Below are 13223 nucleotides of genomic sequence, written 5' to 3' on the forward strand. Positions count from 1 at the left end.
TCCGTACCTGCGCCAACTCATCACTAAGCGCAGACATTGTCATCTGTTTATCCATGGTCTTATTATATCACTTCTGGCAGTATCGCGCCTACTTTTCTGTGCGGTATTGCCATAGAATGTGCGCCATGCGGTTGCCTCCTTTCGGACCCTTTCAGTGCCTTATAATACCCCTCAGTCGGCTGCGCCGACAGCTCCCCTTAAAAGGGGAGCCAATGTCCCGCACTCCAAAGCCTCCCCTTTTAAGGGGAGGTGCCCCCGCAAGGGGGCGGAGGGGTCTACGTTTCCCCGAAGATAGTGAACTGCTGGTTGGAGACGAGAAAATCAGAGTTAATTATGGTATCACCTCAGTTTTATCAAAAACCCATTGGATAATTGCTAATCCCCAGCCAATGGCCGCAATAATCCAAGGAGTAAGAGCATTTACCAGTTTTTTAATCTTATCTATTTTCTTATCACGAAAATATGAATACGCTTCCGGCGTCAGTAAAAAATACCTAACTCTTTTTTGGGCAACATATTTTTTCTCAATCAATGACGATACCAAGCTGTTATACTCTGCTATCAATTCCTCGTCAGCTTGTTTACGAAACTTGATATATGCACCCTTATCATTCTCCCAATCCTGCTCTATTAGAAGGCGTAACATTCGTTCTTCGTTTTTTGATAATAGCTGCATAGCATCCCACCTAAATATTATTGCTGCGTTAGCATTTACGGCTGTTTTATTGAGTCTTATTGGTTATCCGCATAAAATCGCGAATATCTTTTGCAGTTGAGCAAAGATCGATGACTGCAATCATGTTTTGACGTTGCTGTGCTGGAATTGTTCTATCATTGCGAATAAGTTCCTTGCTTGCTTCAATGACCAACTTTTCCATACCCTTGTTGAGGATATAAGTACTAAGGTTCATTTTGCGTTGTCTCCTTTCTAAAAATAGGTATGTTTTCTGCAAATGTACACCTCTCGCATTAGATTATACACTTCTTTCATTTTAAGGAACACCTACAAAACACGTAAATATTACGCAAAATACCCCTGCATTAGAGCCTTTTTCAGAGTTTCCAACTTATCAAGACTTTGCTGAATCCTCAATTTCAATTTGTCAGTTTGTTCAACAAAAGTAACGAAATTTTTTTGAAGATATAATGGTGGAACAACCTGAGAATATGCCTTCATGATGGCAGTATTTAGATTAGGCTGTGTTCCGGCGGGAGCAATCTTTCTAAAATGTTCAGTCATTTGATTTAATGAATGCAACAGGAAAACTTTATCCAGTCTGGAATCTATATCTTCCATTGCACGCCAACCATCGTGAATACAACCATCAAAAGTTATAATTCGAGCAAATCCTAGAGAAACTCCACAATTTGCAAATATTAAACTTCCAGCTTTAACAAGCCGACTTTTAGACACGCCCTCTTGAATAATGCACTCTTTTGTAGAATGTAGATAAATATTTTCTCCATCTGTCGCATCACTAATTTTTATCCACGGAATGTCTCCACCAAGAAACTTTTCAATGGGCCTCGGCGATCCACCTCTCACTATCTTGCAAAGTTCGCCAAGAGCTTCTACATCCCAGCTCTTATTGTTTACGCTAGTCAATCCCTGCCGCGTCCAGCTGCGGACGCATCAGGGCAAGCTCCGCCTCGGTCAGTTCGGCTTCCAGATTCACCTGGGGCACCGTCGTCATTTCCGGGAAGAGAATCCCGCGCACGGTCTCAACCGGTTCATTGCGGAAAATGGGAAAACCGGTTCCGTTCTGGAATGTAATATCCCGCAGGGAGGCGCGGCCATCCCTGACCTCATCCACCGCAAAACGTCTGCCGTCCAGTGTCAGATCTGCGCCGATCAGGTCGTTATCGTCCTGAAAATGGGGTTCAGACTCCATTTCCGAAGTCTTATCCGCATCAACCGATACATCGTCATCAGAAGCCGGTTCATGCTCTGTTTCCAGACTCTGCGCCTCATATTTGGAGCGCTCCACATACTCCCATTCGGCGGCTTCCCGCTGGGCAATTTTCTCTTTCAGTTCGAGCAGATAGTTCTCCGCCACCCACTCGGAATCGAAGTCGGCAGTCACACCTTCCTCGTCTACATAAAGGTCGTCATGCAGATCGTCCCAGATGCCGTAGCCCTCATCAGTTTCAATGACAGCAAAGCGTTCATAAGGTTCGACCTCACTCTGCGCGGCAATCTGTTCCGCCTGCGCCAGCAGCCGGTCAGCCTCGGTAAAGAAGCGTCCGTCATTCACCAGAATCCCCAGCTGACGCTGAACTTTTGCCCACGGCAGTTCCAGCATTCCATGGTCGGTAACAACAGAAAAGGTATCCGCACCGCCGAACTCATCTTTCAGCCATGCTGCAGCTCCGCGCTCCCGTCCATGTGCCAGCATATAGTCGTTGACGCGGGATTTGCTTTCAAAGCTGCCGTTCCAGCGGATGAGTGCATCGCTGATTTCATCGGCCGTGACAGGCTTCGGTGCAGCCACCGGTTCAGAAACAGGCTCCTTATTTGATTCGGGCACTGGTTCTTCAGGTTCAGAGAGTTCCGGTTCATCGTGCATCCGCGCATAGGTATCCTTCTGCTCCTGGTTGAAATACCTGTCCTTCCGGATGAGGGAGGAAATACGCTCGGCAATCTTCGTCCAGTTCAGCTCCACAGGGGCACATCCGCCTTTGGTCAGCCGGATGCCCTTGGCACTGTGATCTTCAGAAGAATGGTCAGCCCCGGACAGCGCATGAGAGCGCCCGCCGATGCCGTACTCCTGCTTCAGAAAATCCGATTTTTCCTTCATGGTGTGGTCTGCGGTAAAATAGGCGTAGATTCTGCCCTTTCCGCCCGCCACAGAGCTGCCGCCTGCAAGTGCTTCGGTGATCTCATCCTCGGTAATAAAGCTCTTCGGTTCTGCAAGTTCGGCAGGCCCGTCCGGATATCCCCGGCGCTCGGCGGAGATGTCCCTGACGCCCTGCCACAGCTCGTCCATCCGGTGATAATGAAAGCGCAGAAGGTCTCTGTTTTCCACGTAGTCATTCAGGAATGCCAGAAATTCGCCGCGAAGCGTATCGGCATAAGCGCTGTCCGTCATCTTCTCCGCAAGAGCTGCGGTGGCGTCCGGATAACCGGCAGGAAGATCGTCCATGGAGGAGAAGTAACCCACTCGGGTCGCTTCCTCGCTCAGGTCATGCTTCAGATAGAGCAGGCTCTGTGCAAGTTCAGAGCGGACACGCCCACCGGCCTCGGCGAGCTCCACATTGGTAGCAAAGCTACCTTCTTCCAGCATCTGTCCGATTCTTTCCGCCGCAGCCTCCCATGGAATGACCTGAGAATCAGCGGCATATCTGGCCTCACGGCCTTTGTGCAGATGAATGCCGTCTCCGTCATACCACACGGCATAGTCGCCGTGTTCACCCCGGATGCCGTAGCCGCCATGGAATTCCCTTTGCAGCAGCGCCGCGATTTCCTCAATCGACTTCTGCTTCTGGAATGCATCCGCAATATGCTCTCTGGCATGGCTTGTGTTGCTGCCGAAACGGAGCATATCGTCGATTTCCGTCTGGGAAAAAGAAAAAGCGGACAGCACTTCGGTTGTGCGATCCGCTTCATCAATTTGGGATATCTGCTCCTGTTCCGAGAGAAAAAGGTTCATGGAGAGCTGTTCAAACTCTGCTCCGGCAAGATATCCGTTATTCAGTTCTTCCGGAGATTCCGGCTCACCGGCTGTTAATTGTACACCAGCTCGTACAGAATAATCTCCTCGGCCTGCGCCTTCAGCGTATTCATCATGCCCGCCCATTTCAGCGGGTCTCTGCGCTTCAGTTCTTCCGTCACGCCGGCCTGCTTCGCCATCTGAGGCATCAGCTCGTCCAGCCTCCGGTGCGCCGTCACGTCGATCTCCCGAAGGTGCGGATACAGCTGCTCCGACAACACCAGACGGTTCCACAGAATCGGGCGATGCTCCTTCAGATACTGTTTCCGCATCTGCCCGTACTTCCCGATGGGTGTCTCCTCCTGCTCGCTCAGTCTGATGTCCGGGATCAGATAATCCCCGTTCTGCCTGTACGTCATTTCCATATGCCATGCTCCTTTCTGCGATCTGTTCGCGTTCATAGTTTCGGATGGTCGCTCCGATTTCCCGCAGCACCTGCTGATTGATGCCGCTGACCGCCGTTCCCAGCGCGCCCGCCGTTTCCGGGGTGTTGAAATCGAAAACGCTCATAAAATCTTCGTGTTCAAAGTAGTTTTCCGGCTCCAGACCGCAGCGCAGCATCAGGGAATAACTGATACTGACCTCGGCGGCATTCCGGAAGGCAACTCCGACGTTGAATTCATCATACTCTTCCAGAAAAGAATCTTCAAGGATGCCGAGGATGTCCCTGCGGTTGTCCTCCCAGTATTCCCGCGCCAGCTGAGAAGCCACAGCTTCAAGCTGAACAGCAAGGCTTTCGCCTGCCGGAATGCCATAGTTTTTCTCCAGCATGGATGACACAGCAGGAATATGCTCCTCACGCAGTTCCCACAGGTTCAGGCTTCTGGAATTGGGCCGGGTGCCGGTGTCTGAAACATCGAACACATAGCGCAGTCGCTCGCGGTCGCCGCTGGTATCGATGAGCGCGATACCCTTGGAACCGCGCCGCACATACCGGCGCATCGTATTGTTCCAGACGTCGAACTCCGCACAGGCGGTGGCGTCCGGGCGCTGGGCATGGATCATGACCTGCTCGTGATACGGGTATTTGTACAGCCTCGACGCGGTGGCGAGGAAGGACTGCCAGCGCTCCAGGCTTCCGGTCAGCTGCCGCTGCGCTTCTTCCGACATTCTTCGGTACTCCTGCAATTTGCTTGCCATAGATCACGTCTCCTTTCTTAACATGAAGGCAAAAAAAGAAGCGCCCGAATAGACGCTCCTTTTACGTATAAGACATAGCTTTATTCTATTTGTCAGTCAAAGAATTGATTTCCTTTTCCAACTCCCCGATGAACTGCATGAGAGAGGCAAAGTCCGGACAATCACCAAACATCATATTTCTCATACTGGCATAGTCCTTCTGCAAATGATCCCATCGATATTCCGGCGGCAAAAGTTTCAGCGTTCCCGGGACTGCCAACTCATAATGTGCCCACTTTCTTGGGTAAAACTTCATCTTGAAATCTGTTACTCGCTTCAATAGATCCAGATTTCTGTATGCCGATGCTTTAATTTCGGAATTGGCAATACAGTAGAGATCATAATAATGACGGGAATATCTGTCCGGCATGGACAAATTCTCCGGTCGGTTTGCTTCATGATGCAGTATCGTGGCTTTCTCCCAAAATGTTCTCTCTGCCGATGCGGTCAGAATCGTTGTATCCGGTTTTGAAAACACCTTCGGGTATGTTTCTGCAACATAGGATGTAATCGTTTTGGAAACAGACGGCGTCCATGCTGCCAATGCTCCAATTTCCAGTCGAATGATCTGCAAGGTAGAAGAATCCTCGAAGATTTTTGGATATTGGAAGCAGATGGTCTGTGCGTCTTCCGGGAGAATATAGAAATGCGCTTCTTTTCCAAGAATCTTTCCCATATCTTCTTTCAGTACCGGAAGAAGTTTTTCAGACAGGAATGCCTCTGCCCGGCTGTTGGCCTCTTTGTTGAAAGCGTCCTGTTTGGTATTAGAGCGCTGCTCCCAAGGCTCATTCAAACCATATCCAAGTACACGCCAGTCCAGTATCAAGTCAATATCTTCCGAAAATCGTTTGATTAAGCCGTAGCATTTTGACAGGCTGGTTCCACCTTTGAATGTAAACGCTTCTTTCCACGGGCAGTAATGAAAGAGATAGTCCAGAGTAAGGCAGACCCAAAAATCCTTTTCAACAATCGCTTCGTGCAGCCCGGTTTTCTGTGCTGTGTTTCTAAAAAGTATTCGGAGCTGTTCCTCCGGCTGCTTTATCAAATGGTACATAACGATTATGCCTCGCTTTCCTCACAGATTCTCTTCACCATATCATACACCCATACGGCAGCCTGCTTTGCTTCCTCCAGCACACAGACTTTTTCTTCATCAGATAGTCGGCGTCTGATGATGTTCAGGTGTGTCTCTGTGACATTATCTTTTCCAATCGCTTTCAATGCCTGAATTATGGTAGCTGTTTGTTTTGAAATACCCGAGACCTCGCGATTGTTCCGATGCCTGAATTCAATGGTAATGTTGCCAATCTGAAATTCATGATAGGGACCGTCGCTGATATAGCTCCATTTTGCGGGAACCTGTGTGGACAAGCCAAGCTGATTGAGGGCTGTATCACCGCACGGTGCAATCGTCCAGCTGAATTTTCTGGCCAGTGTTTCTGCTACTTTATTTGGCGATGGAGCTTCATATTCATCAATCAATTCACTGTACCGAGGATAGTAAAAAACCCCGCGCATGATTTTTTGAATACAGCCTGCTTCTTCCAACCGCAAGAGCGCTCTGCGCACTGCATGATATTCTCCTAAATCAAGAAAGTCACCAACAATAAAAACTTCATCATGGCCAGCTGCTTTGATTCGGTCATAAATCTGTGTGATGACGCTGTCCTTCTGCACAATATCACCTCCGTGCTTTTGTCTCAAATATTATACAATATTTGAGACAAAAAATCAATAGAGTGCGAACAGATTCTCCGAATACAAATGCACAAAATCAATTTTCGGAATGGAAATCACTTATGTCCTGGTTCCAACCCCAAAGTCAGTATGCGTACATGTCTTTCTTCGTAATCCGTTTTGTCTCAAATCTTATATTGTTTTTTGAGACAAAAATCAGTAATTACATTACCTATTCCGAAATCGGGTGCATTTGCACCTTTTTTCGGAATAGAATCAGATATCGAAATCAGGGTAGAGCTCCAGCTGCCCGAACTCCTCATCGGTCATTGTTCCCAGTTTTGCAAGCGTTGATTCAGTCAATGCCAGGAGCTGCACCTCATCGCGTTCCAGGTACTTCTTCATTTCCGTGAGTTTCTGCATCAGGCCGGTACGGCTGCTGCCGGCGCTGTAGATGCACATCAGATTCATCTCGTCATTGGTGAAATTCGTCATATCAAATCCCTTTCTGCGCTTTTAGTCTGCGCGGTCTTTTCGCTTCTGGACGGCGCGGGTGCATGGAGCATGGCCAGAACGGAAGGCTTTTTGCCCGGTTCAGGAGCCTGCTTATCTTCCTGAACGACCTGTCTGGCCGCTTCAAACAGTACCGATAAATCGGGAGCCTTGGGTTTGGCCTCCGGCTGTTCCTTTGGACCGTTGTTGATGATGCCGTCGATCATCCCGTAATCATCTTCCATGGACATCTCCGCGTTTTTGAGGTAATTGTCCGGCAGGAACGCCGGAAGCTGAACAAAGCCCACGCTGTCCACATAATGAGAGCTTACCGCACCCTGCTGCTTTAAGACAACAATGTCGCTGACGGACAGGCTGTGCCCGGTAAAATCCTGCGGATGAGCGGTGTTGAATTTCATGTACAGGTCATCCAGACGGGTTTCTGTACTGCCGTCAGACGAAAGCGCCCCAGAATAGACCGCCTCGTAATGGTCAAATGCAGGCTCAAGACCATGCTCCCTGAGATACTGAGAATTCATAAAGCGAAGCTCAGCCAGTTCCGGATCTCTGCGGAGCTGATAAATGCAGTAGCTGTCTGACGGATTCTGCTGGAATGCTTTCTGCCATCTGTTTTCCGTGATGACAGGAAACTGCTCCTTTACCGCCTCCCAGTCTGCGCGGTCAATGCCGAAGATGCCGTCGTGGTTCAGAATTTCCGTCTGTTCAAAAGCCATCGCCTCGGTATTGTCCCCATAGAGAAGATATACCGGCACATCGTGCTCAAACAGCTCCATGGCGCGTTCCTTTGTCAACGGGAGCATCCCGTCATCCGTATAGCCGTAGGCATTCCGCGCCTCCACGGAAATCGCCGGATCAGGCGGAATGTCCATCTCCGGCTCAGGGTTCTCCTGCACAGGCGGCTCAATGGCAATCGCTTCATCCTGCGCGGCCTGCAATTCATCCAGTATCCCGATATCCGCAACCTGAAGCGGGGCGTTTTGCCCGATTCCATGGGAGTTGCAGATTTCAAGCGCCGATTCGGCCAACGTGCTGATCTCCATATCCAGCTGACCGCCGTCGATTCCTTTCATGGACACCTTATCGTAAATCGTGTAATCCACACCAGTGTCCGTGCGCTGAACATGAAGATAAGGTAAGACAGTTGCCCTCCATCTGTTGGCGCAGATGGGTTTAGGGCAGCTGTTTTTTTATCTTCCGGCATTGTCTGCTCCTTCCTGCATTCCGCTCAAAATGGTGGTCATCAGTCGGAGTGTATCCATCTGTTCTGCATCGATGGCACTGACACTTTCGATGCGTTCCAGCTGTCGTGTCATTTGCGTCAGTTCCTCTTTCAGCGCCTTGTAAACCCTGGGATTCCCCTGCACAATCACCTCTTTGCACAGCAGCCTTTGGATGATATAGTCCTGCTTGGTCAGCCCCGACAGCTTCACAAAGGTATTGAGCTGCTGGCTTTCCTCCGGGGACATACGGAAGGACACCATAACACTTCTCCACCGGTTTTTGTCATCTCGATTCTTCTGCGACACTAAAAATCACCTCGTTCCAGATTCAATTTATTGGCCATTTCCTCCTGCCGGTTGGGAAACAGATGGGCGTAGCGGTATGTAATGTCGATGCTTTCATGGCCCACCCGGTCGGCAATGGCCAGCGCTGTAAATCCCATGTCAATCAACAGACTGATATGGCTGTGTCTCAAATCGTGTATGCGTATCTTTTTTACACCGGAAAGTTTGCAGCCACGCTCCATTTCCTTGTATAGAAAGGATTTTGTCACAGGAAATATGCGGTCAGTTGGCTGCACTCCGTACAGACTATTGATGTGATCCTGCATCTCCTAGCATAGTAAACTGGGCATCTGAATAACCCGGTTGCTCTTGGGTGTTTTGGGCTCGGTAATCACATCCCGCCCCTTGAGACGCTGATAGGATTTGTTGATGGTCACCGTCTCCTTTTGGAAATCGAAGTCCGCTGACGTCAGCGCCAGCAGCTCCCCTTCCCGGATTCCGCACCAGTAGAGCATTTCAAAGGCGTAAAACGACAAAGGCTTGTCCATAATGGCCTGGGCAAATTTCTGATATTCCGCCTTTGTCCAGTAGGACATTTCGCCATTCCTGGCCTTGCCCATGTTTCCGGCCTGGGCTGCGGGATTGGCGCTCAGATGATAATGCCGGACTGCATGATTGAACAGGCAGCTAAGTTGATTAGTGGCAAATGAAAACCGTTATCATCCGGTGCAGGACTATCTGAATGCCCTGCAATGGGATAAGGTGGAGCGTATCAGATATGCCCTGCATTACTTTTTGGGGGCTGAAATCAGTGATTATACCTATGAAGTGTTGAAACTCTTTATGCTGGGAACAATCGCAAGAGTTTTCCGCCCTGGCATTAAGTTTGAGGTTATGCTGTGTCTTGTCGGTGGGCAGGGTGCCGGTAAATCCACTTTTTTCAGATTTCTCGCCATGAAAGATGACTGGTTCACGGATGACCTAAAGAAAATGGATGACGAGAATGTATACCGGAAATTGCAGGGGCATCTGATAGTGGAGTTCCCTGAAATGGTAGCAATCCTGAATGCGAAGAATGTAGAGGATACCAAGTCCTTTATGAGCAGGCAGAAGGATACCTACAAAACACCGTATGACAAGCATCCGAAAGACCATAAGAGGCAGTGCGTATTTGCCGGTTCGTCAAATTCTCTTGATTTCCTGCCTATGGATAGGTCGGGGAACAGAAGATTTCTTCCTATTCAGTGCAATGTGAATGAGGCAGAGGTTCACATCCTTGATGATGAGAAAGTATCAAGAGAATATATAGCACAGATGTGGGCAGAGGCAATGGAGATATACAGAAGTGGTAATTATATGCTGAAACTGCCTAAAAAGACGCAGGAAGAGCTTTGTGAGTATCAGAAGAGATTTATGCAGGAAGATACCAAAAAGGATCTTATTCTTGATTATTTGGAGCATTGCAAGGGCAATATGGTGTGTTCCCGATTGCTTTATGCAGAGGCACTGGGGAATGACGGAAGTCCGGCACAGTGGGAAATTCGGGAGATTAACGATATTATGAATAATTGTAGTGGCTGGATAGCATTTACTAATCCGAGATATTTCCCAAGCCCATACAACAGACAGAGAGGATGGGAAAAGCCCGACAACAAAGAGAGTGAATTTCAACCATTAACCGAAGAACAGATGCAACAGTTATCGTTGCCGGAAGAGTGGATGAAGTAAAAACTGCCCGGTAGATTGTCGGTCTGTTGTCGCTTCCGTTGTCGGGTTCGTTGTCGGTTCTATATTTCTATAATCCTTATATTTCCTACATTTTTTAGGGATAGATACAGTTCTGACAACGAAAGCAACGGAATATTTGAAAAAAAGAATAAAAGCAGAAAAGTAACTATAAATGATAAGGTTTAGGAGTTTTTAGGTGTCCGTTGTCGTTGCCCGTTGTCGAGAGATAGAGGCACTTCCTTATCGGGCATTAACAAAAAAGGAGAACAAACAAATGGAGAATAAAAAAACAAACACACCGGTAGCATTAAGAAAGCAGATAGGCGGTACAACCTATGTAGTCAGGGTGCATTTCAATGAGGATGCAAAGGAAAGCATGAAGGACAAGATAAAGAGGCTGATTGCTAATGAGGTCAGGGCTTCGTAGCACACTGCATAGGTCAAAAAGCATGTAGAATAATAGTATATATCATGATATAATTGATGGTGTTCGAGGAGAACGAAAATTTGAATTTTCTATTATCTTTCTTAGTTTTATTAGGATTCTGGCTTTGCGTTTGTTTACAACGCTCTGGGTTATGCCCAACCTCGCCCCGACTTCACGCTCGGAAAGTCCGTCAAAAAAGATTGCCTGTATCAGCTCCTGTTCACTATCCGACAGCAAAGGCAGGGCGGCTTTCAGCCTGTCCACCATGACCGCATTGACAACGGTTTCTGCAATGTCCACCGCTTCATCAGTGATAAAGTCCAGAGGATTCCCCTCGCTGTCCGTAAATCCGTCGAGAGATAGCAGTCTATTCTTTGTATCTAATTTTTGCAGATAACGCCACCGTTCCTTGTCACGGTAGAAGTCTGTGTATTGCTCCCTCACGACTTCAAGCAGACAGCCTTGAATGGGGATAAACAGCTTGTCCATATAGGTCTGGTCGGATTCCCTGCAACGGCAGAACTCCGTGTAGGATAATTCCACATAGCCGCCACTTTCTCTGATATATACCTTTCTTGGTGCATATTTCACCATAAATACCTCCCATCTGAATTTTTGAAATGTAAAAAATCCAGATGGAGAGGCGGAGAACGACACCGCATATCAGAAACAGCCCTACGGCACTTTCCAACAAAAATCGACAAAAGAAAAACCGCAAAGGCTCTGTGACCTTTACGGTTATAGGAAATAGTAATTCTATTGTATGGAGATTGTACTTCTACTTTCAAGGTGAGAAGTACCGTTGCACTGGCAGAAATTTTTTTAACTGGTTTCCTGCCGTTCTCTGATATGCTATGTATTGATAAATTTTGCTTCGTATGAGCAGATAGATAACTGCCCGAAAAAAGGACATAAAAAAATCCCTCCAAATTTAAAAACAAATTCAGAGGGTAATTTAGGGTATAACAAAATAACCCACCCGAATATCGTTTTTTTTATTTGGTGAGTTTGTTCTTTCAAATACGAAACAAATGCTCATGTACGGTAAAGTATCACAAGAAAATTATGTCGAATTGACAGCCGCCTCCGCTATACCGAATAAGGAAATAAAGAGTCCTCAAATTTTGCGCTACTAAATGAAGACGAGCGGAAGTAATCTCCCGCTCGTCAGTAAACTTAACTATGCCATATCAATCCCGCTTCTTTCCCGCCACCGGCACTAAGAACAGCGCGGGCAACAGCAGGAAAGCGGTACAGACCAGCCCCCAGGGTATGGACACCTGCTGGGCTACCAGCCCCACAATAGGCCCGCCGATGATCTGCCCGAAAGAGTCCAGCTGTCCGCTGGTGGAAAAGACTGTGGCGCGCATTTTCTCATCCACATGGTCGTTCATCCAGGCGGCCAGCACAGGCTCCTTGATGGTGCGCATAAGCCCCGCCAGCAGGAACACCAACAACATGAACCAAAAGCTCCGCCCCACCGCGAAGAGAACCAGGCACAGGATATACCCGGCGCTGGTGGACATGACCACACTGGTTCGGCTGACAGTCCCTTTTTTCTCCATGCGGGCGATGAGCAACTGAGAAGCCAGAATACCTAAGCCGCTGCCGATAAGACTGATAACACCGAACCAAGTGACGCTGTTCAGCGGCCCGATAACGGGTATTACCGTGTCATCCAGAAAATGAGCGGTGGAGAGCCGGTCAAAGCCTTCACTGGCAAGTCCCCCGCATAGTGTGATTGCTAAGAGCGCCAGCAACACAGGTGCGCCTTTCACAAAGCCCAGGTTGAGCTTGAACAGGCAGACAAAGTCTTTAAGCAAGCCCTGCCGTTCCTCAATAGCAGGGGAGAAGTTGGTTTCTGGCATGATGCGACCCAACACCAGCCCCAACAACAAGCACAAACTGCCCCCCAAGATGAGAGGCATTTGCAGGTTTATGTTTCCCAGCAGTGTGCCCAGCACCACGCCCAGAACGCCGCCGATTTGCCCCATTTGACTGCCCCGCAGGAACACCTTGTCTATGGGTTTGTCCTCTTCCTCCGAGGCAATCCACGCCTCCAGAGCGCCGGTGATGAAGGTATCACCGCAACCCCAGACAACCTGGGCCAGCAGAACCGGCGCGAACCACGGTAGCGCACCCTCCATCAGAAAGCCCAGGCCGTAGAGGAACATTCCAATCAGCACCGAGCGCCGACGGCTATACAAATCCGCCACCACACCGGTGGGTATCTCGAACAGAAAGCAGGAGGTCTCCAGAACCGTCCCTACCAGGACAAGCTGGAAAGCATCCAGCTGCACCACCTCCAGGTGGTACACGATGGAAAGCACTGTGGACATAGAAACCGCCAGGGAACAGACAAATCGGAACAGCAGGGTCAATCCCAAATTCCGTGTAAACACCATTTAAGGTGCGAATAGAGCAAAATTTATTCAGGGCGGTAGCCGGGGAAATCCGGCTGCCGCCGTTTCGCCTTTTCAACAA

12 protein-coding genes and 3 pseudogenes are annotated in these 13223 nt (G+C 48.7%); 2 read left to right on the forward strand and 13 right to left on the reverse strand.

The window, feature by feature from the left end; translation table 11 throughout:
- Positions 1 to 331 precede the first annotated feature (331 nt).
- From ACTQ33_RS16395 to ACTQ33_RS16445, 11 genes and pseudogenes are all read right to left on the reverse strand, one after another.
- Entirely contained in the window at positions 332 to 676 is a 345-nt protein-coding gene (locus tag ACTQ33_RS16395) for a hypothetical protein (RefSeq protein WP_441465576.1), read from the reverse strand.
- 46 nt (positions 677 to 722) lie between these two features.
- Entirely contained in the window at positions 723 to 911 is a 189-nt protein-coding gene (locus tag ACTQ33_RS16400) for a hypothetical protein (protein ID WP_441465577.1), read from the reverse strand.
- A gap of 110 nt (positions 912 to 1021) precedes the next feature.
- Positions 1022 to 1606 carry a restriction endonuclease subunit S gene (locus ACTQ33_RS16405; RefSeq protein ID WP_441465578.1) on the reverse strand — a complete coding sequence of 195 codons (585 nt, stop codon included), beginning with the start codon at positions 1604 to 1606 and terminating at the stop codon, positions 1022 to 1024.
- Positions 1607 to 3724: 2118 nt separating this feature from the next.
- Positions 3725 to 4111: a TnpV protein gene (locus tag ACTQ33_RS16410; protein ID WP_441465585.1), complete on the reverse strand. Its 387-nt coding sequence runs from the start codon at positions 4109 to 4111 to the stop codon at positions 3725 to 3727.
- Positions 4083 to 4850: pseudogene (locus ACTQ33_RS16415) on the reverse strand (DEAD/DEAH box helicase); the annotation flags it as partial. The gene ACTQ33_RS16410 and the pseudogene ACTQ33_RS16415, both read right to left, overlap by 29 nt.
- Before the next feature lie 85 nt (positions 4851 to 4935).
- Positions 4936 to 5943 carry a nucleotidyl transferase AbiEii/AbiGii toxin family protein gene (locus tag ACTQ33_RS16420; RefSeq protein ID WP_441465579.1) on the reverse strand — a complete coding sequence of 336 codons (1008 nt, stop codon included), beginning with the start codon at positions 5941 to 5943 and terminating at the stop codon, positions 4936 to 4938.
- 5 nt (positions 5944 to 5948) lie between these two features.
- Positions 5949 to 6566 (reverse strand): DUF6088 family protein, encoded by a 618-nt coding sequence (locus ACTQ33_RS16425; protein ID WP_441465580.1) that lies wholly within the window; start codon positions 6564 to 6566, stop codon positions 5949 to 5951.
- Positions 6567 to 6842: 276 nt separating this feature from the next.
- Complete coding sequence (locus ACTQ33_RS16430; RefSeq protein ID WP_441465581.1) at positions 6843 to 7061, reverse strand: transposon-transfer assisting family protein; 219 nt, start codon at positions 7059 to 7061, stop codon at positions 6843 to 6845.
- Entirely contained in the window at positions 7058 to 8245 is a 1188-nt protein-coding gene (locus tag ACTQ33_RS16435; RefSeq protein ID WP_441465586.1) for a YodL domain-containing protein, read from the reverse strand. Before ACTQ33_RS16435 ends, ACTQ33_RS16430 begins: the two co-directional genes overlap by 4 nt.
- Before the next feature lie 21 nt (positions 8246 to 8266).
- A complete protein-coding gene (locus ACTQ33_RS16440; RefSeq protein ID WP_441465582.1) occupies positions 8267 to 8605 on the reverse strand; it encodes a plasmid mobilization protein in 339 nt (112 codons plus the stop codon).
- Positions 8605 to 9282 (reverse strand): annotated as a pseudogene (locus ACTQ33_RS16445) (site-specific integrase); the annotation flags it as partial. The pseudogene ACTQ33_RS16445 and the gene ACTQ33_RS16440, both read right to left, overlap by 1 nt.
- On the opposite strand from ACTQ33_RS16445, the pseudogene ACTQ33_RS16450 reads away from it, so the two are divergent.
- Both ACTQ33_RS16450 and ACTQ33_RS16455 read left to right on the forward strand, forming a co-directional pair.
- Positions 9281 to 10312: pseudogene (locus ACTQ33_RS16450) on the forward strand (VapE domain-containing protein); the annotation flags it as partial. The pseudogenes ACTQ33_RS16445 and ACTQ33_RS16450 overlap by 2 nt on opposite strands.
- Positions 10313 to 10586: 274 nt before the next feature.
- Positions 10587 to 10739 (forward strand): transposon-encoded TnpW family protein, encoded by a 153-nt coding sequence (locus tag ACTQ33_RS16455; RefSeq protein WP_080633429.1) that lies wholly within the window; start codon positions 10587 to 10589, stop codon positions 10737 to 10739.
- A 42-nt stretch (positions 10740 to 10781) separates the two neighbouring features.
- Here the strand turns inward: ACTQ33_RS16455 and ACTQ33_RS16460 are convergent, their stop codons facing one another.
- On the reverse strand, positions 10782 to 11333 hold the full coding sequence (locus ACTQ33_RS16460) for a sigma-70 family RNA polymerase sigma factor (RefSeq protein WP_441465583.1): 552 nt from the start codon (positions 11331 to 11333) through the stop codon (positions 10782 to 10784).
- Positions 11334 to 11929: 596 nt separating this feature from the next.
- Positions 11930 to 13144 carry a tetracycline efflux MFS transporter Tet(40) gene (gene tet(40), locus ACTQ33_RS16465; RefSeq protein WP_441465584.1) on the reverse strand — a complete coding sequence of 405 codons (1215 nt, stop codon included), beginning with the start codon at positions 13142 to 13144 and terminating at the stop codon, positions 11930 to 11932.
- Between the last annotated feature and the right edge of the window lie 79 nt (positions 13145 to 13223).

The organism is Candidatus Avoscillospira sp. LCP25S3_F1 (genome assembly GCF_052117125.1).
Taxonomy (GTDB): Bacteria; Bacillota; Clostridia; order Oscillospirales; family Oscillospiraceae; genus Avoscillospira_A.